This window comes from Pseudomonas sp. GW822-FHT06B12 (assembly GCF_058799675.1).
In genome coordinates, this window is sequence record NZ_JBXALR010000004.1 from 229757 (window position 1) to 255619 (window position 25863).

The 25863-nt window shown below is 60.7% G+C and carries 22 protein-coding genes; 16 read left to right on the forward strand and 6 right to left on the reverse strand.

Annotation, left to right across the window (positions count from 1 at the left end):
• Position 1 precedes the first annotated feature (1 nt).
• From tssK to tagH, 3 genes are all read right to left on the reverse strand, one after another.
• A complete protein-coding gene (tssK, locus tag AC1RKH_RS11115; RefSeq protein WP_123426126.1) occupies positions 2 to 1336 on the reverse strand; it encodes a type VI secretion system baseplate subunit TssK in 1335 nt (444 codons plus the stop codon).
• A gap of 15 nt (positions 1337 to 1351) precedes the next feature.
• A complete protein-coding gene (gene tssJ, locus AC1RKH_RS11120) occupies positions 1352 to 1858 on the reverse strand; it encodes a type VI secretion system lipoprotein TssJ (RefSeq protein WP_123426125.1) in 507 nt (168 codons plus the stop codon).
• A gap of 75 nt (positions 1859 to 1933) precedes the next feature.
• On the reverse strand, positions 1934 to 3331 hold the full coding sequence (gene tagH, locus AC1RKH_RS11125) for a type VI secretion system-associated FHA domain protein TagH (protein WP_493062700.1): 1398 nt from the start codon (positions 3329 to 3331) through the stop codon (positions 1934 to 1936).
• 404 nt (positions 3332 to 3735) lie between these two features.
• Between tagH and tssA the strand changes: the two genes are divergently transcribed.
• The 14 genes from tssA to AC1RKH_RS11195 all read left to right on the forward strand — a co-directional run bounded on the left by tssA (position 3736) and on the right by AC1RKH_RS11195 (position 21924).
• Positions 3736 to 4791 (forward strand): type VI secretion system protein TssA, encoded by a 1056-nt coding sequence (gene tssA, locus AC1RKH_RS11130; protein WP_493062701.1) that lies wholly within the window; start codon positions 3736 to 3738, stop codon positions 4789 to 4791.
• 80 nt (positions 4792 to 4871) lie between these two features.
• On the forward strand, positions 4872 to 5381 hold the full coding sequence (tssB, locus tag AC1RKH_RS11135; protein WP_007894500.1) for a type VI secretion system contractile sheath small subunit: 510 nt from the start codon (positions 4872 to 4874) through the stop codon (positions 5379 to 5381).
• Between the two features lie 15 nt (positions 5382 to 5396).
• Entirely contained in the window at positions 5397 to 6890 is a 1494-nt protein-coding gene (gene tssC / locus AC1RKH_RS11140; RefSeq protein ID WP_493062702.1) for a type VI secretion system contractile sheath large subunit, read from the forward strand.
• A gap of 122 nt (positions 6891 to 7012) precedes the next feature.
• Positions 7013 to 7501 (forward strand): Hcp family type VI secretion system effector, encoded by a 489-nt coding sequence (locus AC1RKH_RS11145; protein ID WP_493062703.1) that lies wholly within the window; start codon positions 7013 to 7015, stop codon positions 7499 to 7501.
• An 82-nt stretch (positions 7502 to 7583) separates the two neighbouring features.
• Positions 7584 to 8024 carry a type VI secretion system amidase effector protein Tae4 gene (locus AC1RKH_RS11150; RefSeq protein WP_493062704.1) on the forward strand — a complete coding sequence of 147 codons (441 nt, stop codon included), beginning with the start codon at positions 7584 to 7586 and terminating at the stop codon, positions 8022 to 8024.
• A complete protein-coding gene (locus AC1RKH_RS11155) occupies positions 8021 to 8461 on the forward strand; it encodes a hypothetical protein (RefSeq protein ID WP_493062705.1) in 441 nt (146 codons plus the stop codon). Before AC1RKH_RS11150 ends, AC1RKH_RS11155 begins: the two co-directional genes overlap by 4 nt.
• The gene (gene tssE, locus AC1RKH_RS11160; RefSeq protein WP_493062706.1) at positions 8455 to 8967 is read left to right on the forward strand and encodes a type VI secretion system baseplate subunit TssE; all 513 of its coding nucleotides are present in this window, start codon (positions 8455 to 8457) and stop codon (positions 8965 to 8967) included. The genes AC1RKH_RS11155 and tssE overlap by 7 nt, the downstream gene beginning before the upstream one ends.
• Complete coding sequence (gene tssF, locus AC1RKH_RS11165; protein ID WP_123426117.1) at positions 8964 to 10823, forward strand: type VI secretion system baseplate subunit TssF; 1860 nt, start codon at positions 8964 to 8966, stop codon at positions 10821 to 10823. Before tssE ends, tssF begins: the two co-directional genes overlap by 4 nt.
• On the forward strand, positions 10787 to 11839 hold the full coding sequence (gene tssG, locus AC1RKH_RS11170) for a type VI secretion system baseplate subunit TssG (RefSeq protein WP_493062707.1): 1053 nt from the start codon (positions 10787 to 10789) through the stop codon (positions 11837 to 11839). Before tssF ends, tssG begins: the two co-directional genes overlap by 37 nt.
• Complete coding sequence (gene tssH, locus AC1RKH_RS11175) at positions 11832 to 14510, forward strand: type VI secretion system ATPase TssH (RefSeq protein ID WP_493062708.1); 2679 nt, start codon at positions 11832 to 11834, stop codon at positions 14508 to 14510. Before tssG ends, tssH begins: the two co-directional genes overlap by 8 nt.
• A 168-nt stretch (positions 14511 to 14678) precedes the next feature.
• Complete coding sequence (locus AC1RKH_RS11180) at positions 14679 to 16616, forward strand: type VI secretion system Vgr family protein (protein ID WP_493062709.1); 1938 nt, start codon at positions 14679 to 14681, stop codon at positions 16614 to 16616.
• A gap of 18 nt (positions 16617 to 16634) precedes the next feature.
• Positions 16635 to 17069, forward strand: coding sequence for a DcrB-related protein (locus AC1RKH_RS11185; RefSeq protein WP_493062710.1), 435 nt, complete (start codon positions 16635 to 16637; stop codon positions 17067 to 17069).
• Between the two features lie 12 nt (positions 17070 to 17081).
• The gene (locus tag AC1RKH_RS11190; RefSeq protein WP_493062711.1) at positions 17082 to 21455 is read left to right on the forward strand and encodes an RHS repeat-associated core domain-containing protein; all 4374 of its coding nucleotides are present in this window, start codon (positions 17082 to 17084) and stop codon (positions 21453 to 21455) included.
• A gap of 22 nt (positions 21456 to 21477) precedes the next feature.
• A complete protein-coding gene (locus AC1RKH_RS11195) occupies positions 21478 to 21924 on the forward strand; it encodes a hypothetical protein (protein ID WP_493062712.1) in 447 nt (148 codons plus the stop codon).
• A 380-nt stretch (positions 21925 to 22304) separates the two neighbouring features.
• Here AC1RKH_RS11195 and AC1RKH_RS11200 read toward each other — a convergent pair whose 3' ends face one another.
• The 3 genes from AC1RKH_RS11200 to AC1RKH_RS11210 form a co-directional block, all read right to left on the reverse strand.
• Positions 22305 to 22580 carry an HU family DNA-binding protein gene (locus AC1RKH_RS11200; protein WP_003213368.1) on the reverse strand — a complete coding sequence of 92 codons (276 nt, stop codon included), beginning with the start codon at positions 22578 to 22580 and terminating at the stop codon, positions 22305 to 22307.
• 189 nt (positions 22581 to 22769) lie between these two features.
• Entirely contained in the window at positions 22770 to 23918 is a 1149-nt protein-coding gene (locus AC1RKH_RS11205; protein ID WP_493062713.1) for an NAD(P)/FAD-dependent oxidoreductase, read from the reverse strand.
• A gap of 34 nt (positions 23919 to 23952) precedes the next feature.
• The gene (locus tag AC1RKH_RS11210; RefSeq protein WP_123427432.1) at positions 23953 to 24123 is read right to left on the reverse strand and encodes a rubredoxin; all 171 of its coding nucleotides are present in this window, start codon (positions 24121 to 24123) and stop codon (positions 23953 to 23955) included.
• 201 nt (positions 24124 to 24324) lie between these two features.
• On the opposite strand from AC1RKH_RS11210, the gene AC1RKH_RS11215 reads away from it, so the two are divergent.
• Together AC1RKH_RS11215 and ubiA are read left to right on the forward strand one after the other, a co-directional pair.
• Positions 24325 to 24888, forward strand: a complete 564-nt coding sequence (locus AC1RKH_RS11215) for a chorismate--pyruvate lyase family protein (RefSeq protein WP_493062714.1) — start codon at positions 24325 to 24327, stop codon at positions 24886 to 24888.
• A complete protein-coding gene (gene ubiA / locus AC1RKH_RS11220; RefSeq protein ID WP_493062715.1) occupies positions 24888 to 25778 on the forward strand; it encodes a 4-hydroxybenzoate octaprenyltransferase in 891 nt (296 codons plus the stop codon). The genes AC1RKH_RS11215 and ubiA overlap by 1 nt, the downstream gene beginning before the upstream one ends.
• Positions 25779 to 25863: the final 85 nt, after the last annotated feature.

Below are 25863 nucleotides of genomic sequence, written 5' to 3' on the forward strand. Positions count from 1 at the left end.
TTTATCCTCGGATCGCCCAGAAAGCCAGGTTCAGCCCCGGGAACTGACCCGCGATGTGGAACGCAAAACCGCCGGAGTTGGCCAGTTGTTGCCAATGCTCGCTGCCCCGGTCGAGTTCGTAATAGGTGGAACCGGCGTGATACGGAATCTGCCGTGGCGCCACGGGCATTGGCAGCAGGCCGATGCCCGGCAATTGCAGGTTGACCATATCGCGAATGTGCTCCACCGAGCCGATTTTGCTCTGCTGGCCGAAGCGGCTGCGCAGGGTCTCGGCAGGCACATCGGCGCGCACCACCAGGATAAAACTGGCACTGTCGAGCAGGGTTTTGTCAGCCAGCATGGCCACATGAATGCCGTAGGCTTTTTCGACAATCGGAATCGGCGTGGCCTTGCTGTCGATCAGCATTGACAGCGCCTCACGCAGGGCTTGCATCACCGGCGCAAAACTTAGCGCGAGGTCATCATGCTGGTACTGCGGGAATTCCTGCGGTCGCCGCCCGGAAGCGGTAAAGGTCGAGAATTCCCCGGCCAGGCTCACCAACTCGCTGTAGAACCGCTCGGGATGCAACGGGCTCAAGTGGCTCAAGTGCTGGATCAGCGGCTGGGCACGGTTGACCAGTTGCAGCAGCATGAAATCGGCAATCTCCGAGGCACCGCCGGCACCGGACGCCACCACTCGCCCGGCGAGCGCTTCGCCGCGCTGATGAAGCAGGCCCAGTAGCTCGTTGCGAAACGCGGCCAAGGGCGTGGAGGCGACCACATCCAGCAGCGGCGGGATGTAAGTGTCGTCGAGCACCAAGGCACGGTCGGCGCGTTTCTCCTTGATTCGCACCAGGCCGATCGCCGCGTAGTCGCTGATGCCGTCCCGGGCGATCAATAATCGCAGCGCCCTCGATCCCACGGCCACCGGGGCCTGGTTTTCGAACGGCGCGTTGTCGTCCCGCACTTCGCGCACCTGACTCACATAGCGCGCAGCGCCCAGGGCCTCGCCCTCGTCAACGGTGTCACGCGCGCCGGCGCGCTTGAGCGGCAAGGCCAGGTACACCAAACCATCGCGCAGGTTGTCATCGACATTCAGCGGGCTCGGCGCCAGGTCATCCTGGGGAATGTTGAATGGCGTGCCATCTGGCAACAGGCCCCGCGCCGAGATGATCGCCAGTTTGCCCTGGGCCAGCAGGCCCTGGTCGATCAGCAATTCAGAAAATCCCCAGGCCCCAGCCGACAATGGGCGACTCCGGGCGTCGATGAGGTTCTCCAGGTAACGGTCATGCTGCTGGAAGTGCTGCGTTCCAATGAACATACCTTCCGACCAGACCACGCGATTGTTCCAGGACATGGGGGCTCCGATTGCTTATTGGGCAGGGCTGGATGGGGGAACAACGACGGCGCTGCGCACGGCGCGCACATCGAGGCTGATCTGGTATTCGGTGTATTGGCGCGGCGGAACATTCATCACCGTGCGCCACTGCGCCTGATCCAGTTCGCGATACCCCACCAGCACGCCGATATGGCGAGTGGCCGGATCGAGGTCGCGCTGCAGGCTCAACTGCTGGCCGGGCTGGATCAGCACTTCGTCCTGGTCGATCAGATCCGCACCGAGCGTCGCCTGGGCTCGTTCGGCCAGTGCGAAATAATCGGAACGACCGAAGGTGGCGGCATTTTTCAATTCGAAAATGCGCACCCGGACCGGGGCCGGCTGGCCAGTGGCTCCGGGGTTGAGCCCGGCGATGGCGTGAAAGTGCAACTCGACGGCGGCCGTGTCGGCCTCAGCCTCTTCGGGTTGGGGTTTGGTGGCCTCCTTGGCACACGCGGTCAGCAGAAGCGCGGTGGCAACTGCGAGTAAAAACCTGGGAATCATCCTGCGTCCTCAATGACGTTTCAGCTATCCGTTGTTCCGTTCTTTGCTATGAATCGCGTTATGTGACAGCGGCGCTCAGCGGCGACCTTGTCTTGCACTGTGTTCTTCGTAGGCGCGGCTGAACTCCCGACCGAACAGGTCCTGGAAATCCTCCTGGGCCTCACGGGAAATATTGCTGTAGAGCTCGGTGAACTGCTGCCAGTACTGGGCCTGTCGTGAGCCATTGAAAATGCTCGACAGGCCACCGGGCTTGCCCATGCGCTCTTCCAGTTGTGCCGGCTCGAAACGCGCCAATAGGTGCTTGATCGCAGCTTCCACACCCGCCATCACCGCCAATTGGTGGGCGCGCAAGTCATCGAAGCTGTCGCGCACCGCCAGGTCCGGCGCCATGAACGCCTGATTGGTGTGGCGCAACAGCAACAGCAAGGCTTCATCGACGTTGGGAGCGAATTTCAGCGGGTTGTTTTCCACCGGCTGAATCATCGTCTGCTGAATGCGGAACTCGCCCTTGAGGCTGCTGCGGGCGCGCAAGACATCGATCAGGCCCTCGACCATCAGCCGATAACTGCGGCCGATGCTTTCCATCTGCGCTTCGGCCTGGGCCTTTTCCAGGCGCACTTGATCCAGCCCGGCGCCGCGCAGAAAGGCTTGCAACAGGTCGGGTTGAGAATGGCTGACCGGACTGACCGGGGGCTCAACGATAGCCACGGGCGGTTCGCGCAGGGGGGCCGGCTCGATCGGTACGCTGATTTGAGGTACGGGTGGCGGCGCAACTTCTGCAACAGGCAAGGGGGCAACCGCCAGCGGCGCAGGCTGGTCGCTGAACAGGTCCCAATCTTCCGGAATCAGTGGGGCCGACGCCAGCGGCGCAGGCTCTGTCATGGGCGTCGGCTTAGGGATCGGGGTCGGTGGACGGAAGTCGTGTTGCTCGACCGGGACATGGTCGGGCTGGGTGGCCGGCGGGATGCTGCTCGGTGCCAGAAAGTCGAACAAGTCCGGCAGCGTGTCCATGGCCGACACGCCCTGAAAATGTGCTGGGGGTGTCACGGGCAACGGGGTCGGCGTCTTCACGCCGGCGCCCTGGCGTCCCATCAAGGCATCGAAGCTGCTGGACGAATCGGCAAACGGGTTGCTGTCAGTCACAGGCAGATTGAAATCGATGCGCGCCTGGATTTCATAATCACCGATGCGGATAACTTCCCCATCTTGCAACGGCTCGCTGTTTCCCTTGCGCAGACGAATGCCGGCCTTGACTAACTCCACCCCATTAGTGCTGTTATCGGTTAAATAATACCGGCCATCTTTGTATTGAATAATGCAATGTTTTCCGGAGACCAAGCGCTCTGGATCGGGCAATACCCAGTCATTATCAGAATTACGGCCAATTGCCATCACGCCCTGATCCATGGATTTTTCAGAGCATTGACCAGGGGTAATTTTGTGATAACTAGTGATAGTCAAACACAGTGGCATCTTGCCTCCTTGCTGCACACTTTGCGCGCCGGCGAATGAGGGGATCAATCCCCGCGGAACTCGCCGACAAACCTTGCAAACAACCTCAAAAACGGCTTTTTACCAGCATGTTTGCTGATCTTAACCGGTTTACGTGACAAAAACCTGCGTCAGCACCTTCCTGGACCTACTGGTCGTGAGGGTTGTTAAGCACCTCACATCCGTCACACAGGAGAAATAGCTTACCTTGACAAGCCATAAGTACTACACCAAAAATGAACAACTTTCTTGAATAACAATGATGGCACTTTAAGGTCATAGAGGATCCAAAGGGCCATTACACGCAAGGAAACATGCGAAGTTCCACTTGGAACTAACGTGTGAACTGCCCGACTCTGTCGCGGGCGATAGGGAGATCAAATTCAGTGGAAGTGCTTTCGCTGCTTGCCGCCGTTTCCGCGACTTCGCCTTGTGGCGAAGATCTGGAATACGACGCGGACTTTTTGCGCCTGGAACGCGATTCCCTAGGCCAGCCCGAGCGCAGCATGGGCGATTCAATATTGCCTGCCGAACCGCCTGAGTGGCGCAGCATCCAGCAGCAAAGCCTGGATTTGTTGCAACGCAGCAAAGACCTGCGCATCACCCATTTCCTTTTGCAAAGCTCCCTTGCCCTGGAAGGTGTCACCGGCCTGGCCCGCGTCCTGACGCTGATCAGCGAATTGCTCAAGCAATACTGGGCCGTCCTGCATCCACGACTGGATGCCGAAGACGACAACGATCCCACCGTGCGCATCAACGCCCTCGCCGGCCTGGCGTCCGATGCCACCATTCGACTACTGCGCGAAAGTATCCTGGCCCGTTCGCGAACCTTTGGCGCTGTCAGCCTGCGCGCGGCCGCCAACGCCAGCGGCCTGCAAAGCTTCCCTGACGAAAACCTCGGCGCCGAGCAGCTTGCCGGGGCGTTCCTTGACAGCGATCCCGAGCAGCTGGAAATTACCCGCGCCGCCTTGCACGAGGCCCGCAACGTCGCCGAGGCCATCGAGCAACACGTCAGCGAACAGGTCGGGTCCGCCCAGGGCGTTGACCTTGGCCCGTTGAAGCAACCGCTCAAAATGGCCCTGCAGATTCTCGGCCAGTTCGCCCCGCAGAAAGGCGATAGCCCCCTGCCCGACTCCATCAGCCACGACAGCGCCGCGCCGGTTGAATACACCACCGCACCGAGCGCACCGCGCAGCAGCGGCACCAACAGCGGTACCAGCAGCGGTACCAGCAGCGGCGAAATCAATAACCGCGACGACGTGCTGCGCAGCCTGGACCGGATTCTTGCCTATTACACCCGTCATGAACCCTCCAGCCCTCTGCCGGTGCTGTTGAACCGGGCAAAGAATCTGGTGCACGCCGACTTTGCGGCGATCGTGCGCAACCTGATTCCCGACGGCATGAGCCAATTTGAAAACCTGCGCGGACCAGACAGCGAATAAAAGCGTACGGATCACGCAGTCACGTCACCGGCACCGCCGATGACGCCAACACCGTCGCTTGAGCGACCAGGAGCAGCAACGTGGCGAAGCAAAGTTCTCAGAAATTCATCGCGCGCAACCGCGCGCCTCGAGTGCAGATCGAGTACGACGTCGAGCTCTACGGCGCCGAAAAAAAGGTCCAGTTGCCCTTCGTAATGGGGGTTATGGCTGACCTCGCCGGCAAGCCGGCCGAGCCCCTGGCTCCTGTGGCCGATCGCAAGTTCCTTGAAGTGGATGTGGACAACTTCGACTCCCGCCTCAAGGCCATGCAGCCACGCGTCGCGTTCCACGTGCCCAACGAGCTGACCGGCGAAGGCAACCTGAGCCTGGACATCACCTTTGAAAGCATGGACGACTTCAGCCCGGCCGCCGTGGCACGCAAGGTTGACTCGCTGAACAAACTGCTCGAAGCGCGCACTCAATTGGCCAACCTGCTGACCTACATGGACGGCAAGACCGGTGCCGAAGAAATCATCATGAAGGCCATCAAGGATCCGGCGCTGCTCCAGGCACTTGCCAGTGCGCCCAAGCCCGCCGAGCCTCAGGCTTAATCAGGACGAATGATCATGACCGATCCAGTACGTGCAGACGCCCAGACACTGGGCACCACCGAAGAAGCCAGCGAGTTCGCCTCCCTGCTGCTGCAAGAATTCAAACCCAAGACCGACCGCGCTCGCGAAGCCGTCGAGGCTGCTGTACGCACCCTGGCCGAACAGGCCCTGGCGCAGACCGACCTGGTGTCCAACGACGCCATCAAGTCGATCGAGTCGATCATCGCCGCCATCGACGCCAAGCTCACCGCCCAGGTCAACCAGGTCATCCATCACCCGGAGTTCCAGCAACTGGAAAGCGCCTGGCGTGGCTTGCACTACCTGGTCAACAACACCGAGAGCGACGAGCAGCTGAAGATCCGCGTGCTCAACATCTCCAAGACCGACCTGCACAAGACCCTGAAGAAATTCAAGGGCACCGCATGGGACCAGAGCCCGATCTTCAAAAAGATGTACGAAGAAGAGTACGGCCAGTTCGGCGGCGAACCTTACGGCTGCCTGGTGGGCGATTACTACTTCGACCAGTCGCCGCCGGATGTCGAATTGCTGGGCGAACTGTCGAAAGTCTGCGCCGCCATGCACGCGCCATTCATTGCCGCCGCATCGCCGACCGTGATGGGCATGGGCTCGTGGCAGGAACTGTCGAACCCGCGCGATCTGACCAAAATCTTCACCACCCCGGAATATGCCGGCTGGCGCTCGCTGCGTGAATCGGAAGACTCGCGTTACATCGGCCTGACCATGCCGCGCTTCCTGGCACGCCTGCCGTACGGTGCCAAGACCGACCCGGTGGAAGCCTTCGCCTTCGAAGAAAACACCGACGGCGCCGACAGCTCCAAGTACACATGGGCCAACGCCGCTTACGCGATGGCGGTGAACATCAACCGCTCGTTCAAACACTTTGGCTGGTGCTCGCGCATTCGTGGCGTGGAGTCTGGTGGTGAAGTGGAGAACCTGCCGGCGCACACTTTCCCGACCGACGACGGTGGCGTGGACATGAAGTGCCCGACTGAAATCGCCATTTCGGACCGCCGTGAAGCGGAACTGGCGAAGAACGGTTTCATGCCGCTGCTGCACAAGAAAAACACCGACTTCGCCGCGTTCATCGGCGCCCAGTCATTGCAAAAGCCGGCCGAGTACGACGACCCGGATGCTACCGCCAACGCCAACCTGGCCGCGCGCCTGCCATACCTGTTCGCCACCTGCCGTTTCGCCCATTACTTGAAGTGCATCGTGCGCGACAAGATCGGCTCCTTCAAAGAGCGGGACGAAATGCAGCGTTGGTTGCAGGACTGGATCCTCAACTACGTCGACGGCGACCCAGCGCACTCCACCGAAACCACCAAGGCCCAGCACCCATTGGCGGCGGCCGAAGTGATTGTCGAAGAGGTGGAAGGCAACCCGGGGTACTACAACTCCAGGTTCTACCTGCGCCCGCACTATCAGCTCGAAGGTCTGACTGTGTCCCTGCGCCTGGTATCGAAGCTGCCTTCGGCCAAGGGCGCGTAACACCGCTCTTGATGTGATCGTTCCCACGCTCTGCGTGGGAATGCCGCCCGATGCGTGACCACGCAGAGCGTGGGAACGATCAGCAAAAACACAATGTGGTAGAGACCACACAGGGAGAAAACATGGCTGTTGATATTTTCATCAAGATCGGCGACATCAAGGGCGAGTCCATGGACAAGGCCCACAAGGACGAAATCGACGTCTTGAACTGGAGCTGGGGCATGTCTCAGTCGGGCAATATGCACCTGGGGGGCGGCGGCGGTGCCGGCAAGGTGAACGTCCAGGACCTGTCGCTGACCAAGTTCGTCGACAAGGCCTCACCCAACCTGATGATGCATTGCGCCAGCGGCAAGCACATCGACAAGGTCAAGCTGACCGTGCGCAAGGCCGGTGGCGAAAGCCAGGTCGAGTACATGATCATCAACCTGGAAGAAGTTCTGATCAGTTCCCTGAGCACCGGCGGCTCGGGCAGCGATGATCGCCTGACTGAAAACGTCACCCTGAACTTCGCCAAGGTGCTGGTGGACTACCAGCCGCAAAAAGCCGACGGCACCAAGGAAGGCGGGCCGATCAAGTTCGGCTGGAACATCCGCCAGAACGTCAAGTTGTAATCGAACGTGCCCCCGTCGTTATGCGTCGGGGGCATTTTGGTGCTTGCTCGAATCCAATCCTTCCCCATCCGGTGTCTGAGTCATGGCCAAGCCTTCGTTTGTCAATTTGTGGAACAGCTACCCCACTACGTCAACGCCCTGTGATGGGCCTTGGGATAATCAGTGCGCCATCCGCATGAGCGTCACGCTCAATGCGGAACAGACAATCAAGGTCAACAAGTCCACTTACAGCGACCCCAAGTGTGCGCACGAACATGCCCGGGGCGCTGAGTCGCTGGCCAACTGGCTTTGGCGTCATCATCTAGGCCGTCCGACCATTCTCACGGGAAGCGCCGAAGACCGACGCACGCTTTACCAAAAGACTGGGATCATCTTTTTCAAGGACTGCTTTGCACGACTGGGCCAATCTCAGGAAGCGCGTACCGGCGACCATATCGACTTATGGAATCGTGGCAGGGTCACAGGCGACTTCGCCGATCAGGCACATCGCTCAAAGCAAGTCTGGTTCTGGGAACTGAAATGATCAAACGAACTGTGCTATCGGCGCTGTCGGGCTGTCTTTTCTTAAGTCTGAACGCCTGCGCCGAACAAACCGACGCACCCGCCACGCAAAACAACCAGGTCAGTCTTGCCGGTCAAATCCTGACCTTGGAAAACCACGACCAACGCTGTGCCTTGCGCAAACCGGACCAGACTTTACTCACGCTGAACATTCCATGGCCCTGTCAGTTAAGTGTCGACCGCAACGGCTTACCCCGCGTTGAAAGCTTTAACAACGCATTGATCATTATCGTGCAGCACTTCGAACCAGAACCTGCGCCAAGCACTGAGTGTCGCTCCCAATACCAAGCCATTAGACAAATCGAAGGCCGTCTGGAGACGTCAATTGTGGGTGATGGCGGTCGTTGCTTGGCCGGGGCTGTTGACCAGAAAAATTTTGTGGCCCTGTTTTCGTGGTAACCGACATCGCCACCCGCGATCGTCTGCAACCGTCCCTGCTGGATCGGCTGACCGACGACGACCCGAGCAATCTCAAGGAAAGCGCCGACAAGCGCGTGCTGTCCCTGAGCCAACTCAAAGCCTCGGTGCTGCGGGACCTGGCGTGGCTGCTCAACACCACTTCATTGCTCGGCGCCGATGAGACGTTGCACACCCCGGCCGGTACTTCGGTGGTCAACTTCGGGCTGCCGGCCCTGGCCGGCAACAGTGCGTCGAACGTCGACATCGCGGCGCTTGAAGCGCTGATCCACCAGGCCATTGCCACGTTCGAACCGCGCATTCTGCGCCATACCCTGCGCGTGCGGGCCCGGGCATCTGCCGAGATGAACCACAACGCCCTGAGTTTCGAGATCGAAGGCGATCTCTGGGCCCAGCCAGTGCCGCTGCGCCTGATGCTGCAAACCGACCTGGACCTGGAATCCGGTCATGTACGGGTGGTCAACGCCGACCAGCGGAGACACTCATGAACCCGCGCCTGCTGGAGCTGTACAACCAGGAACTGCACCACGTGCGCGAAAGCGCGGCGGAGTTCGCCCAGGAGTACCCGAAAATCGCCAGTCGGCTGACGTTGTCCGGCATGGACTGCGCCGATCCGTACGTCGAGCGCTTACTGGAAGGGTTCGCCTACCTGACGGCGCGGGTACAGCTCAAGCTCGATGCCGAATACCCGACCTTCACCCACAACCTGCTGGAAATCGCGTACCCCCATTACCTGGCGCCGACACCGTCGATGACCGTGGTGCACTTGCAGGCCGACCCCGATGAAGGCTCGCTGAGCAGCGGCTTCCCGCTGCCCCGGGACACAGTCCTGCGCGCAGCCCTGGGGCGCGAAAGCCAAACCTGCTGCGAGTACCGCACCGCCCATGCGGTGACGTTGTGGCCATTGCAGGTCAGCCAGGCCGAGTACTTCGGCAACCCGTCCGCCGTGCTTGGGCGGCTGGCCGCTAGCGCCCCCAAGGCCAAGGCCGGCCTGCGCCTGACCCTGCGCACCGGTGCCGAACTGCCGTTCAACAGTCTGGCCCTGGACAACCTGCCGTTGTACCTCAACGGCGCCGACGAACAACCCTTTCGCCTCTACGAACAGTTGCTGGGCAACGCCTGCGCCGTCTTCGCCCGTCAGCCTGGCGGCGATTGGGTAGAACGCCTGCCGCAGGATGCACTGCGTTCCGTGGGATTCGACGATACCGACGCCGCGCTGCCCGTGGTCTCGCGAGCCTTCCAGGGCTATCGCCTGTTGCAGGAATATTTCGCCCTGCCCCGCCGCTTTCTGTTTGTCGACTTCACCGGGTTGAGCCGGGCAGTCAAACGCTGCGAGGGTCAGGAACTGGAATTGATCGTGCTGTTCGACCGTCATGATCCGAGCCTGGAAGGCAGCGTCGGTGCCGCGCAGTTCCTGCCGTTCTGCACCCCGGCAATCAACTTGTTTCCCAAGCGCCTGGATCGCATCCACTTGTCGGAACGGGTGAATGAACATCACGTGATCGCCGACCGTACCCGGCCGATGGATTTCGAGATTCATTCCCTGACCGCCCTCACCGGCCATGGCACCGGGTCGGAACAGCCTTTTTTGCCGTTCTATGCCGTCCGCGATCCGTCTCGCTACGGCCGTGATCAGGCGTATTACACGGTGCGGCGCGAACCCCGCATGCTGTCCAGCGGCCAACGGCGCAACGGCCCACGTTCGACTTACATCGGCAGCGAAACCTTCGTCAGTCTGGTGGACAGCCAGCAGGCGCCCTATCGCCACGACCTGCGCCAATTGGGCGTAACGGCGCTGTGCACCAACCGCGACCTGCCGCTGTTCATGAGCGTGGGCAACAGCAAGACCGACTTCACCCTGGCCGACAGCGCACCGGTAGCAGCAGTGCGCTGCGTGGCGGGCCCGAGCCGCCCACGCGCCAGCCATGCCCACGACGCCAAGGCCTGGCGGTTGATCAGCCAGCTTTCGCTCAACTACTTGTCCCTCAGCGAGCAAGGCCAGGGCGCCGCCGCCCTGCGCGAGCTGCTGCGCCTGTATGGCGACGACAATGATGCAGCCTTGCAGTTGCAGATCGAAGGCCTGCGCGAAGTCAGCAGCAAAGCCTGCACCCGACGCTTGCCAATGCCGGGACCGATCGTGTTCGGCCGCGGTATGGAAATCACCCTGGAATTCGATGAGAACGCGTTTCGTGGCACTGGCGTCTTTTTGCTCGGTGCAGTGTTCGAGCGCTTCCTGGCACGTTACGTGTCGATCAACAGTTTTACCGAGACGGTGATCCGTACCACCGAACGCGGCGAGATCATGCGATGGAAAGCCAAACCCGGACGCCGTCCGACCCTGTGAGTACCCTGGACGCGATGCACCAGGAGCCCTGGGAATACGACTTCTTCCAGGCATTACGGCGCATCGAGTGCGAATCGCCTGAGTTGCCGCGCCTGGGCCATTCGTTGCGCCTGGCCGACGACCCCTTGCGCCTTGGGCAACAGGCCGATTGCACCTTCGCCCCCGCGACCCTGGCCTCGGTACAGCCGGGCATCGACGGTTCGCCGGCGCGTCTGGAGCAGTTCTTTTTCGGCCTCGGCGGCCCCAATGGCCCATTGCCGCTGCACCTCACCGAATATGTGCGTGAACGCCAGCGCAACAACGCCGACAGCACCAGCAAACGCTTTCTGGATGTGTTCCACCATCGCCTGCTGAGCCTGTTTTACCGGGCCTGGGCCGAAGCCCGGCCGACAGTCAGCCATGATCGCCCGGACGATGACTACTGGTCGGCACGTCTGGCAGCACTGAGCGGTCGAGGCATGCCGAGCCTGCTCAAACAAGGGCTGATACCCGACACTGCAAAGCTGCATTACAGCGGTCATTTGTCGGCACAAACCCGTTACCCCGACGGTTTGAAGGCAATTATCGGCGAGTACTTCGGCCTGCCGGTGGAGATCGAAGAGTACGTCGGCCAATGGCTGATGCTGCCGGAGCGCAGCCGCGTGGGCGTGAGCGCCCATCAATTGGGCGTGGATTTTTGCCTGGGCCGCTGCGTCTGGGATCGCCAGCACAAATTCCGCATTCGCCTGGGGCCGCTCAAGCTGGATGACTACATGAGCATGTTGCCGGGCAGCCCATCCTTCAATGAGCTGGTGGCCTGGGTGGCCGAATACCTGGGCCATGAACTGGACTGGGATCTGAACCTGGTTCTGAAACAGCCCGAAGTGCCGGCGCTGCAACTCAATGGCCGCTTCCGCCTGGGGTTCAATACCTGGGTGGGCAAGCCCGCAAAAGATGCCAAGGACTTAATACTGGCCCGGCATTACGCCGAGCAAGCCAACACCTCACAGATCTCAAGGAGCCAAGAGCATGGGTGAAATCAGTCGCGCCGCGTTGTTCGGCAAACTCAACAGCGTGGCCTACAAAGCCATCGAAGCCGCCACCGTGTTTTGCAAGTTGCGTGGCAACCCTTATGTGGAACTGGCCCACTGGTTTCATCAGTTGCTGCAATTGCAGGACTCGGACCTGCACCGCATTATCCGCCAGTTCAATATCGAACCGGCGCGCCTGGCCCGGGACCTGACCGAAGCCCTGGACCGTTTGCCACGGGGCTCGACTTCGATCACTGACTTGTCCTCCCATGTGGAAGAAGCCGTGGAGCGTGGCTGGGTCTACGGCAGCCTGATGTTCGGCGAAAGCCAGGTGCGTACCGGTTATCTGGTGCTGGGCATCCTCAAGACGCCGAGCCTGCGCCATGGGTTACTGGGACTGTCGGCAGAGTTTGACAAGATCAAGGTCGAGGCCCTGAGCGAGCGTTTTGACGAATACGTCGGCGACTCGCCGGAAAATGCGCTCAGCGCCAGCGATGGTTTCAACGCCGGCAGCGTGCCCGGTGAAGCCAGCGGCGCCATGGCCCCCAGCGCCATGGGCAAGCAGGAAGCGCTCAAGCGTTTTACCGTCGACCTCACCGAGCAGGCCCGCAATGGCAAGCTTGACCCGATCGTCGGCCGTGACGAAGAGATCCGCCAATTGGTGGACATCCTCATGCGTCGTCGGCAGAACAACCCGATTCTGACCGGTGAAGCCGGCGTCGGTAAAACCGCCGTGGTCGAAGGCTTTGCCCTGCGCATCGTCGCCGGTGACGTGCCGCCGGCGCTCAAAGACGTGGAACTGCGCAGCCTCGATGTCGGCCTGTTGCAGGCCGGCGCGAGCATGAAAGGTGAATTCGAACAGCGCCTGCGCCAGGTCATCGAAGAGGTCCAGGCCTCGCCCAAGCCGATCATCCTGTTCATCGACGAAGCCCACACCCTGGTCGGTGCCGGTGGCGCCGCTGGTACCGGGGATGCGGCCAACCTGCTCAAGCCGGCCTTGGCCCGGGGCAGCCTGCGCACCGTGGCCGCCACGACGTGGGCCGAGTACAAGAAGCACATTGAAAAAGACCCGGCCCTGACTCGTCGCTTCCAGGTGGTGCAAGTGGCCGAGCCGTCGGAAGACAAGGCGTTGCTGATGATGCGCGGCGTGGCCTCGACGATGGAAAAACACCATCAGGTGCAGATCCTCGACGAAGCCTTGGAAGCGTCGGTCAAGCTGTCTCACCGCTACATCCCGGCGCGCCAGTTGCCGGACAAATCCGTGAGCCTGCTGGACACCGCCTGCGCCCGGGTCGCCATCAGCCTGCATGCCGTGCCGGCCGAAGTGGACGACAGCCGTCGCCGCATCGAGGCGTTGGAAACCGAGCTGCAGATCATCGCCCGCGAGCACGCCATCGGCATCGTCATCGGCGCCCGCCAGAGCAACAGCGAAAACCTGCTGGCCGCCGAGCGCAAACGCCTGGTCGAACTCGAAAGCCGCTGGGCCGAAGAGAAGACCTTGGTGGACGAACTGCTCGCCACCCGCGCCATCCTGCGTGAAAGCGTCGGTATCGTGGACAACGATGTCGGGACCGAAGACAGCCACGCCCTGCGCGAGAAACTGGTGGACCTGCAACAGCGTCTCAGCGCCCTGCAAGGCGAAACCCCGTTGATCCTTCCGACTGTGGATTACCAGGCCGTGGCCTCAGTGGTCGCCGACTGGACCGGGATTCCGGTGGGCCGCATGGCCCGTAACGAACTGGAAACCGTGCTGAATCTCGACCTGCACCTGAAGAAACGCATCATCGGCCAGGACCACGCCTTGCAGATGATAGCCAAGCGCATCCAGACCTCCCGCGCCGGCCTCGACAACCCGAGCAAACCGATTGGCGTGTTCATGCTCGCCGGTACCTCCGGCGTGGGCAAGACCGAAACCGCCCTGGCCCTGGCCGAAGCCATGTACGGCGGCGAGCAGAACGTCATCACCATCAACATGAGCGAATTCCAGGAAGCCCACACGGTGTCCACCCTCAAGGGCGCGCCACCGGGCTACATCGGCTATGGCGAAGGCGGCGTGCTGACCGAAGCCGTGCGGCGCAAACCCTACAGCGTGGTGCTGCTGGACGAGGTGGAAAAAGCCCACCCGGACGTGCATGAGATCTTCTTCCAGGTCTTCGACAAAGGCGTGATGGAGGACGGCGAAGGTCGGGTGATCGACTTCAAGAACACCTTGATTCTGCTGACCACCAACGCTGGCACCGAGCTGATTGCCCGGGTCTGCAAAGACCCGCAAAACGTGCCCGAGCCCGAAGAAATCGCCAAGGCCCTGCGCCAACCGCTGCTGGAGATTTTCCCGCCGGCCTTGCTGGGCCGCCTGGTGACCATTCCGTACTACCCGCTCAGCGACGAGATGCTCAAGGCCATTACCCGCCTGCAACTCAATCGCATCAAGAAGCGCGTGGAGAACACCCACAAAGTGGCGTTCGATTACGACGATGAGGTGATCAACCTGATCGTCTCCCGTTGCACCGAAACTGAAAGTGGTGGGCGGATGATCGACACCATCCTGACCAACAGCCTGCTACCGGACATGAGCCGCGAGTTCCTCACCCGCATGCTCGAAGGCAAGACGCTGGCAGGGGTGCGGATCAGCGCCCGGGATAACGAATTGCACTACGACTTCAGCGACGCCGCCTGACCTGACCGAAACACGGTCAATGTGGGAGCGGGCTTGCTCGCGAATGCAATCTGTCAGCGACATTGATATTGGCTGACACACCGCCTTCGCGAGCAAGCCCGCTCCCACACTGGACCCGGTTCCGACAGGGATATGCAGCTCGGTTCTATAACGTTTACGGGATAACTGATGCTATTCAAGCAACTCTCACGCCTGGCAAAAATCACCAGCCCCCTGGGGCCGGAGGTGCTGTTGCTCAAAGACATGGGCGGCGGCGAAGAGCTGGGGCGGCTGTTCAACTATGAGTTGCAGCTGCACTCACTGGACAATGCCATCGACCTCAACCAGTTGCTCGGCAAACCCATGTCCCTGAGCCTGCAACTGGACGGCGGTGGCGAACGTCATTTCCATGGCATCGTTGCCCGCTGCAGCCAGAATGTCGACCAGGGCCAGTTCGCCAGCTACCAGGTCACGCTGCGGCCTTGGCTTTGGCTGCTGACCCGCACCTCCGATTGCCGGATTTTCCAGAACCTGACCATCCCGCAGATCATCAAGCAGGTGTTTCGCGACCTGGGCTTTTCCGATTTCGAAGACGCCCTGAGCCGGCCCTATCGCGAGTGGGAATACTCCGTGCAGTATCGCGAAACCAGTTTCGATTTTGTCAGCCGCCTGATGGAGCAGGAAGGGATCTACTACTTCTTCCGCCATGAACAGGGTCGTCATGTGTTGGTGTTGGCCGATGCCTACGGCGCTCACACCAGTGCGCCCGGCTACGCCTCGGTGCCCTACTACCCCAAGAATGAGCAGCAGCGCGAACGCGATCACATCCACGATTGGCACTTGGCCCAGGAAGTCCAGCCGGGTTCGCTGGAACTCAACGACTATGATTTCCAGCGCCCCAGCGCGCGTATCGACGTGCGCTCGGCCATGCCCCGTCCGCACACCGCCGGCGATTATCCGCTGTACGACTACCCCGGCACTTATGTGCAAAGCGAAGACGGCGAACATTACGCCCGCACCCGCATCGAAGCCTTGCAGACCCTGCACGAACAGGTCGAGCTGGCCGGCAACGCCCGAGGCCTGGGCTCGGGCCATTTGTTCAACCTCACCGGCTTCAGCCGCCAGGACCAGAACCGCGAATACCTGATCGTTGGCGCACGCTATTACATTTCCCAGGAAAGTGGGGAAACCGGTGGTGGCGCGCCTTCGGCACAGTTCGAAAGCAGCCTGACCTGCATCGACGCCCAACAAAGCTACCGCCCGCTGCCCAACACCCACCGCCCAATCGTCAAAGGCCCGCAGACCGCGTTGGTGGTAGGCCCCAAAGGCGAGGAAATCTGGACCGACCAGTTCGGCCGGGTGAAGGTGCACTTTTACTGGGACCGGCATGATCAGTCCAACGAAAACAGCTCGTGCTGGATTCGCGTGTCGCAGTCCTGGGCCGGTAAAAACTGGGGCTCGATGCAGATCCCGCGGATCGGTCAGGAAGTCATCGTCAGCTTCCTCGAAGGCGACCCGGACCGGCCGATCATCACCGGCCGCGTCTATAACGCCGAACAGACCGTGCCCTACGACTTGCCGGAAAACGCCACCCAAAGCGGCATGAAAAGCCGTTCGAGCAAGGGCGGCTCACCGGCCAATTTCAACGAAATCCGCATGGAAGACAAAAAAGGCGCCGAGCAGCTGTACATCCATGCCGAGCGCAACCAGGACATCGTGGTCGAGGTCGATGAAAGCCACTCGGTGGGCCACGATCGCAACAAGAGCATCGGGCATAACGAGACGGTGACCATCGGCAACAACCGTCTGCGCATCGTCAAGCAGGAAGACATTCTGTCGGTGGGCCAGCGCAAGACCGACAGCATTAGCCAGAGCTACGTCATCGAAGTTGGCGAGAACCTGCGGCTGGTGTGCGGCGAAAGCATCCTGGAGCTCAATGCCAGCGGCCAGATCAATCTGACCGGCGTGCAAATCAGCTTCTATGCCAGCGGTGATGCCGAGATCAACACCGGCGGCGTACTGCACCTGAACAACGGTGGCGGCCCTGGCGCCACGCCTGACGGCCAGGGCGTCAAGGCCAGCATCGACGCCAATATCAATGCCGCATTCCCCAAGCCCAAGGGTTAACCACGAGATTTAGGCGCCATGACTTATCGCATCAATGAATTCCAGTTCCAACTGCCGGCAGGCGAGCTGCAAGACGCGACGATCAACATCCTCAAGTTCGCCGAACTGGGCACTTCGCTGATCGTCAGCCGCAGCTTGCTGGCCGACGGCGAAACCCTGCAAAGCAACTTCGACGACCAGCTCAAACGCCTGGAAAAACAAGTGCAAGACTTGCGTTTTCAACCGGGTGTCGCCGTGCGCCTGGGTGCCAACCAGGAAGTCGAAGGCATCGAGTTGCGCAGCCAGTTCAACAAGGGCAACGACAAAGTCTTCCAGTACCAATTGGCGCTGGTGTTGCCCGGCACCCGCAAAATGCTCGCCCTGAGCTACGTGAAGGCGGAAAAACTCGGCGATGCCGAAGCCGCGCATTGGGCGACCATCAAGAATTCGCTGTTGTTCGACGTTCAGGCCTGATGAGCACCCCGCATGTCTGACGCACTCTGGGCCGCCCGGCTGGGCGATGCACTCGACCACACCTCGATGATGGCCGACATTCTTGGCGGCGTGCTTGAGGTGGCGGCCAACATTGCGATTACCGCGCTGGCCACCGCCGCCGTGGTCGCGGCCACCGGCATCACCGTCGCCACCGGCGGCCTCGGTTGCTTTCTGCTCGGTGCGGTGGTGGGCACCATCGTCGGCCTTGCCATGAGCAAGACCGGGGCCGACAAGGGTTTAAGCAACCTGTGCGAGAGTTTCAGCAATTCGCTGTTTCCGCCCACGGTGCAGGCGACGATTCTCACCGGTTCCACCAACACCCTGATCAACAGCATTCCCGCCGCCCGCGCCGCCGGGGCGATCCCGTCCCATGTCGCGCCGGCCGGTACCGAGCTGGAGGCACCCGAGCCCGAAGCCGAGCCCAGCTATCTGGACATGGCCGAGAGCTTCTTCTCCCAGATGTGGCGCCCCACTGTCGCCACCCCGGCGCCCGGCGCCGTACCCAAGCCGCTGGACCTGGTCACCTGCATGAAGCATCCGCCGATGCCGCCGCAATTTCTGGCCGAGGGCTCGGACAAAGTCACCATCAACGGCCAGCCCGCCGTGCGCAGCGGCGACCGCACCACCTGCGACGCCAAGGTGGTGGGTTCCGGGCTGATCTCACCCAACGTCACCATCGGCGGCGGTTCGGCGGTGGTGCGCGAGATCCGCAGCGGCAAGACCCCAGGCGTGGGGCTGGCGGTCACCGCGCTACTGATGCTCAAGGGCGGCAAAGGCAAGTTCTTCAGCAAACTGCCGTGCATGCTGATCGGCGGCGCGACGTCGATGGCCGTCAGCAGCGCGATGGGCGCCATGGCCAACGCCGCCATGGGCTCGTCGAATCCGGTGCACGCCGCGACCGGGGCCAAGGTGCTGGGGGGCGATGAAGAGCTGGATTTCGTGCTGCCCGGTATCTTGCCGATCGATTGGCAGCGCTTCTACAACAGCCGTGACGAACGCCGCGACAGCTTGTTCGGCGCAGGCTGGAGCGTGTCCTACGAGGTGTGCGTGGAAATCCTGCCTCACCCGGAGGGCGGGGAAACGCTGGTTTATACCGATGAACAGGGCCGACGCATCGACATGGGTTCGATCCCCTTGGGTGGCGCGGTGTTCAGTGCCGGTGAAGGGCTCAGTGTTCGGCGCCACGTTAATGGGCAGTTGTTGATTGAAAGCGATGACGGGTTGTATCGGCTGTTCGACGGTACACCCGGTAATCCGTCCTTGTTGCGCCTGAATCAGCTGGGTGATCGTAATGACAACCGGGTTCACCTCGACTATGACGAAACCGGACAATTGTCGCGCCTGCGGGATACTTTCGATCTGGTGCAGGTCGAGCTGACTCATGAAGGCGGTCGCGTGGCTCGGGTGGAACGCCTGTACCCCGACCAACGCCGCGAAGTGCTCGTCAGCTACGGCTACGACGCAGTGGGCGATCTGGCCGAGGTGCGCGACGCCACTGGCCAGGTGCAGCGGCGCTTCGCCTACGACGCCGGGCGGCGGATGGTCGAGCATCAGTTGCCCACGGGGCTGCGCTGCTTCTATGAATGGGCTTATATCGAGGAAAAAGAATGGCGCGTGGTCCGGCACTGGACCGACGAGGGCGATACTTACCGGTTCGACTATGACCTCCTCGCCGGTGTCACGCGCATCACCGATGGCTCGCAGCGCGTCAGTACACGCCGCTGGAACACCCAACACCAGATCACCGAATACACCGACAACCTCGGCCAGACCTGGCAGTTCGAGTGGAACGACGAACGCCAATTGCTCAGCGCCACCGACCCGCTGGGCGGGCGCTACGAATACAGCTACGACGACGCCGGCAACCTGATCGGTGAAACCGACCCGCTGGGCCGCAGTGACTCGACCCTATGGCTGGAACACTGGGCCTTGCCGCTGGTGGAAACTGATGCCGCCGGCAACAGCTGGCAATATCGCTACGATCAGCGCGGCAACTGCATCGCCGAGACCGATCCGCTGGGCCACATCACCCGCTACCGCTACGACACCCACGGCCAGGTCGTCGAGATCATTGACGCCACCGAAAAAAGCAAAAAACTGCGCTGGAACCCGTTCGGCCAACTGGTCGAACACATCGATTGTTCGGGTTACCCGACACGATTCAGCTACGACAACCGGGGCTATCTGCAAACCATCACCGACGCCCTCGGTGAACGCACCCAGTTCAGCTACGACGCCCAGGGACGGTTGCTCAGCAGCCAATTACCGGACGGGCGCATCGAGCAGTATCAGCGCGACGTCAGCGGCCAGTTGATCGGCTACACCGACCCGGCCGGGCACACCACGCTCTATCAACACAACCGTCGCGGCCAGGTACGCCAGCGCACCGACGCCCATGGCCGGCAGGTGCAGTTCGGGTACGACAGCTATGGGCGACTGCAAGCGCTGACCAATGAGAACGGCGAAAGTTATCGGTTCGCCTGGGATGCTGGAGACCGGCTGACCGAACAACAAGACCTCGACGGCAGCGCCAAGCGCTACACCTATGATCTGCTGGATAACGTCGCGGCGGTCACGGCGATTACCGCGCCTTACGGTAACGGCCTGGCCGTCGTCCCCGAAGCACCTCCGGCCCCCATCGTTCATCGGCTGGAACGCGACGCCGTTGGCCGGCTGATCGCCAAAGTCACCGACGATGGCCGCACCGACTACAGCTACGACCCGCTGGACCAGCTCACCGCCGTCACCTTCACCGACCACCACGGCAACGTCCAAGCCCTGAGCTTCGCCTACGACGCCCTCGGCCAGTTGCTCGCAGAACAAAGCACGGCCGGCAACCTGCACCACCACTACGACGAACTCGGCAACCTGATCCAGACCCAACTGCCCGACGGGCGTTGGCTCAATCGCCTGTACTACGGCAGCGGCCACCTGCACCAGATCAACCTCGACGGCCAGGTCATCAGCGACTTCGAACGCGACCGCCTGCACCGCGAAGTGCTGCGTACCCAAGGCCAGATCAGCACTCGCAGCGAGTACGACCGTAGCGGCCGCTTGCGCTCACGCCAACGCCGTCACAGCAGTCAGCTCTCGCTGATGCCGGCAGCGGTGCAAAAGCACTTCGAGTACGACCCCGCCGACAACCTGATCGGCAAACTCGACCAGCAACCCGCCGCGCAACACCGCCAACTGCTGCACTACGACGCCACCGGCCGCATCATCGCCAGCCAGGACAGCCTGCACGGCCAGCGCGAAACCTTCGCCTACGACGCCGCCGCCAACCTGCTGGACGGCCCGCAACCCGGTGCCGGGCTGGTGGTGCACAACAAACTGCTGACCTATCAGGACAAACGTTATCGCTATGACGCGTTTGGCCGGATGATCGAAAAACGCAGCGCTAAACGGGGCCTGCAACGCTTTGCCTACGACGCCGAAAGCCGGTTGATTGAAGTGCGCAACGAAAACGGCAGCGTGGTCAGGATGACCTACGACCCGCTGGGCCGACGCATTGAAAAAACCGAGCACGACACCCACGGCTACCCACTCGGCGAAACCCGCTTCACCTGGGACGGCCTGCGCCTGTTGCAGGAACATCGCCATCAGCAGACCAGCCTCTACCTCTACGAAGACGAAGGCTACGAACCCCTGGCCCGCGTCGACGGCACCGGCCCGCTGCAAAAGATCCGCTACTACCACAACGACCTCAACGGCCTGCCGGAACAGCTCACCGAAGCGGACGGCCACAACGTCTGGCGGGCGACTTATCGGGTGTGGGGCAACACGTTAGAAGAGGCGCGCGAGCCGTACTACATTGAAGAGCAGAACCTGCGATTCCAGGGACAGTACCTGGACCGGGAGACGGGGCTGCATTTCAATACCTTCAGGTTTTATGATCCGGATGTGGGGCGGTTTACGACGCCGGATCCGATTGGGTTGGATGGGGATCTCAATCTATACCTATATGCGCCGAATCCTATTGCCTGGGTGGATCCATGGGGATGGAAATGTTGGGGTACTGCAAGGAAAGGCCACTGGAAAAAAGCGGCAAGTAAAGCTCCGCCAGGCAAGTATTCCGCAAAAAATCTGGCGCGGATGGCGGCCGGTAAAGCACCTAGAATGAGGGTCGAGGTCCGCTACCGTGACAGTGCAAGGAACCGACGGCTCGGGCGTGTCGGCAAGACAGCTCGAATAGATGTGTCGATGGAACTGAACCACCAGTACATTCCCCAACGCGTCGGATCGAAAGTCGCTCACGAGGATTGGAACCTGACCAAAGCAACACCTTGGGGGCATGAGTCAATGGACAAGTACCGCCATACAGGATGGGACTTGGTAAAAGTTATAAAAACCACCGGACAATGGTAAAGCAAGCTTTACAGGAGAGGACATGAGCGGGTTGACCGATTTTCACATTTTCTGGGGCGCTGCGATGGAGATCGCAGAAAAGCAATCCGCGTCGATGGAAGCCGAAGGTGCAGAAGATTTTGCAAGGAACCTTTACAACGAATACGTCGAGCAAGGCGCCCCAAAAAATAAAAAGAAATGGCTAACAGAACGTCTAGAAAATGAGTTCCTGTGTTTGAATGAAAAACCTGTATGGGTGGGCGAACCAGCCTGGTTGTATCATCAGGGCCTACCCATGGTCTTCTTACATCAATTTTTAGTCTCGCCCTCAGCACAGCATATAAAAGAAAAAATTTCACTTGGCGACACCATATACGTGTTTGGCTCAAAACATACTCTTAAAAGATCATCAGAGGATAGTTGGACGGTCATTTATCGAACGGCCGTCCAAACCTTTGAAGGAGAGACTGCAGTGGAAACCTTAGAGTAGGCTGTTATAAATCTCACGCCACTTATAGCGATCAAGTATCAAGCAGTACGCCTACCATAAATGCAGAACTATCATATGAAAGACTTAGCCAATGAAAACCCTAAACTGGCAGACGAGATAATGGCCATCATGGCCTCGGGCAATGAGTTCGATGAGCAAAAAAATCCGCTACTACCACAACGACCTCAACGGCCTGCCGGAACAGCTAGGCTTCTACACCGTTAACCACTCATTCTCCCCCTATAAAAACCAAGCGTGATCTACCAGTGGAAGGCATTCGTTTAAATGCGCCAACCAGCGTTCACAAAAAATGGGCACCCGACCCAGTCGGCGTGCCCATTTTTTTACCGCCCCGCCTCCCTTCGAGACGGTACCGCTAATTACGGATTAACGCTGTCTTTGAGCGACTTGCCCGGCTTGAAGGCAACGGTGTTGCTGGCCTTGATTTTCACTGGCTCACCGGTTTGCGGGTTCTTGCCGGTGCGAGCGCCACGATGACGCTGCAGGAAAGTACCGAAGCCCACCAGGGTGACGCTGTCTTTACGGTGCAGAGCGCCGGTGATTTCTTCGAGGACGGCGTTGAGAACGCGGTTAGCCTGTTCTTTGGTGAGGTCAGCCTTTTCAGCGATTGCTGCGGCGAGTTCTGGTTTACGCATGAGTGAAGCCTCTTTGACGGTTTTTTGTTGTTATGTCCGTGCTGTTCTTCCGGAACAGCGCCCAAGGCGCCGCAGGCTCTACTCTGCGGCAGACGGGAGTGAGGATGGCACGCGGTTAGTTGCGGCGCCAGTCTCGGGGCGACCTTTGTAGGGGCAAAAGCGGGGTGATTCCGACAGAACGACCGGTATTTACGCCAGAAGCGCCGGAAGCTCCTTGTTTAGAGCCAGTTTCTCCATCACCGCCGCCCCGGTAAGCGCGTAACCCAGCAGTTTTCCGCTGGCATCACGGCACAGCGCCTTGATGTCCGCACCCTGCCCTTCGACGGTCCAGATACCTTCAAAACCCCGTGGTGGCGGGGACACCACCAATGGGCAGACCGGTGTTTTCACGGTGATCGGCATCGCGCCGTAGCTGACCGCAGTCGGGTTGCCGGCCAGGGTCTGAGCCAGCGCACGCGCACAGCTCATCAGGGGCATCACGTACAGCAAATTCAGCCCATCGACCTCGGCGCAGTCGCCCAAGGCGTAGATATTGGCGTGGGAGGTCTTGAGGTGGCGGTCTACGACCACACCGCGATTGATCTGCAAACCGGCAGCGGCCGCCAGATCGATGCGCGGGCGCAGGCCAATGGCAGATACCACGACGTCGCAGGGGATCACCTGGCCATCGGACAAATGCCCTTCGAGCCCGTCATCGGTGCGCTGCAAACTGTTGAGTACCGGCCCGAGGTGGAACTGCGCACCCAGGCTTTCCAGCCCGGCCTGCACCGCAGCAGCCGCTGCCGGGTGAAGCAGCGTCGGCATGACTTGTTCGCATGGCGCGACCAGCTGCACTTCATAACCACCGAGGATCAGGTCGTTGGCGAACTCGCAGCCAATCAGGCCGGCGCCGAGTAGCAGCACCCGACGCTTACCGGCCGCCGCTGCACGAAAGCGCGCATAGTCTTCGAGGTCGTTGATCGGGAAGATCGCCTCGGGCGCATCGCCCTGCACCGGCACGCGTACGGTTTCCGCGCCCCAGGCGAGGATCAGGTCGCGATAGGCCACGGCTTCTTCGCCGATCCACAGGCGTTTGTGGCCAGGGTCGATGCCGCTGATGCGCGTGTGGGTGCGCACTTCAGCTTTCAGTTGTTCGGCCATGGCGCCGGGCTCGGCCATGCTCAGGCCATCGGCGTCCTTGTTCTTGCCGAAACCAGTGGAGAGCATCGGCTTGGAGTAAGAGCGTCCGTCATCTGCGGTAATCAGCAGCAGCGGTGTTTCGCCATCGAGTTTGCGAAACTCCCGGGCCAGGTTGTAGCCAGCCAGCCCAGTGCCGACGATCACGACAGGTGCGTTCATTCCTTACTCCTCTTCAATTCATAAAAAGCTGTGATCAGGCAGCGATTTCGATCATCTCGAAATCCATTTTGCCGACGCCACAGTCCGGACACAGCCAGTCTTCTGGCACGTCCTGCCACAAGGTACCGGCGGCGATGCCGTCATCCGGCCAGCCTTCGGCTTCGTTGTAGATCAGCCCACAGACCACGCATTGCCACTTTTTCATTACTTGTTTCCTCAGGTTCTCAGGCTTTTGCTGGCGCGAACGGTCGCCTGATAAAGGTCTGCCGTCCGGCTCAAGGCGTTTTGTACTGATCGGGCGCAGCAGATGCAAGCCTGTTCGCGGCCATTACCCGGTCTGATCAGTCAATATCACCGACCAACATGGTAAGCTCGCCGCCTCATTTGCTGCCAATACTGACTCACTGTGCCGCACTCAAAACCCCTCGCCCCTGCTCTGCTCTGGCTGCCACAAAGCCAGCTGACCCCGCTACCTGACGCGCAAACCCTCGACTGGCTATTCGATGAGGGCTCGCTCACCCGTCGCCTGACCCGTTTGTCGGATGACGGCTTCAGCGTGACGCCGCTGTTCGAAGGCTGGCAGCCTTTGCGTGCAGACGAATGCGCCGCACTGGAATTGCCCGAAGGCAGTGAAGGCTGGGTTCGTGAGGTGTATTTGCGTGGTCATGGCGAGGCCTGGGTGTTTGCCCGCAGCGTCGCGGCGCGCAGCTCGTTGCAGGACGGCGGGTTGAATATGGATGAGTTGGGCAGCCGCTCCCTGGGCGAGTTGCTGTTTTGCGATCAGGCGTTCCAGCGCCGCGCCATCGAGGTTTGTCACTATCCCGTCGAGTGGTTGCCGAGCGAATCCCGGGCACCGCAATTGTGGGGCCGTCGTTCGCGTTTCGACCGGGGGAGCTTAAGCGTACTGGTCGCGGAAATATTCTTGCCGACGCTGTGGCGTGCTGTTTGCGCGAATGCGGAGAACTGCTGATGTACCAGAGTCTGCTCAAATCGTTGAATCGCCTGAACCCACGTGCCTGGGACTTCATTCAACTGACCCGCATGGACAAACCCATCGGCATTTACCTGCTGCTGTGGCCGACCTTGTGGGCGCTGTGGATTGCCGGCAAAGGTTCGCCGTCACTGGCCAATATCGTGATTTTCGTCCTGGGTGTGGTGCTGACCCGCGCCGGAGGCTGCGTGATCAATGACTGGGCTGATCGCAAGGTCGACGGCTACGTGAAACGTACCGAACAACGGCCACTGGTCAGCGGCAAGATCAGTTCCAAAGAAGCGCTGGTGTTCTTCGGGTTGCTGATGGGCGTGAGTTTCCTGTTGGTGCTGTGCACTAACGCGGCCACGGTCTGGCTGTCGTTCGGCGGTTTGGCGCTGGCCGCTACTTACCCGTTCATGAAGCGCTACACCTATTACCCGCAAGTGGTGCTGGGCGCGGCGTTCTCCTGGGGCATGCCGATGGCGTTCACCGCCGAAACCGGTGAGCTGCCGGCCATTGCCTGGTTGCTGTGGATCGCCAACCTGCTGTGGACCGTGGGTTATGACACCTATTACGCCATGACCGACCGCGACGACGACTTGAAGATCGGCGTGAAATCCACGGCGATTCTGTTTGGCGATGCCGATCGGGTGATTATTCTCACGCTGCAAGGGCTGGCCTTGGCGTGCTTGCTGCTGGCGGGATCAAAATTCGAGCTGGGCGGCTGGTTTCACTTGGGGTTGCTGGCTGCGGCCGCGTGCTTTGCCTGGGAATTCTGGTACACCCGAGACAAGGACCGACTGAAGTGTTTCCAGGCCTTCCTGCATAACCACTGGGCGGGGTTGGCGATTTTCATCGGAATTGTGCTGGATTACGCGTTGCGCTGATTGTTTGAAAAGATCACAGCCTCCGGCAGCTCCTACGGAGGTACGCGCGTAGGAGCTGCCGGAGGCTGCGATCTTTTAGCGGTTC